Source organism: Paraburkholderia sp. SIMBA_030, assembly GCF_046535245.1.
Classification (GTDB): domain Bacteria; phylum Pseudomonadota; class Gammaproteobacteria; order Burkholderiales; family Burkholderiaceae; genus Paraburkholderia.
The window spans coordinates 1-252 of sequence record NZ_JAWRXB010001146.1; the positions used below are offsets into that span (position 1 = coordinate 1).

The 252-nt window shown below is 63.1% G+C and carries 1 pseudogene; it reads right to left on the bottom strand.

From position 1 onward, the window contains the following. Positions 1–252 (bottom strand): annotated as a pseudogene (locus SB772_RS43620) (S-formylglutathione hydrolase); the annotation flags it as partial.

Below are 252 nucleotides of genomic sequence, written 5' to 3' on the forward strand. Positions count from 1 at the left end.
CGTAGCGCTCGTGCATGCGGAGCGTCAGACCGATGTCCGTGCCTTTGATCGCCTCTTCGAACAGCCAGGGGCGCAGGCCCTTTTCCAGGAATCCGTCGGCCTTGCCCTGATCGATCAGGAACTCCGGGAACCGTGCGCCATCGCTTACCAGCGCGCAGGCGTCATACTGGCGCCACTTGGTCTCATCCGTGCCGAGATATTTTCCGAGCGCAGGTGCCGACCAGTCGGCTGTCGAAGGTTCGACGATCGGCG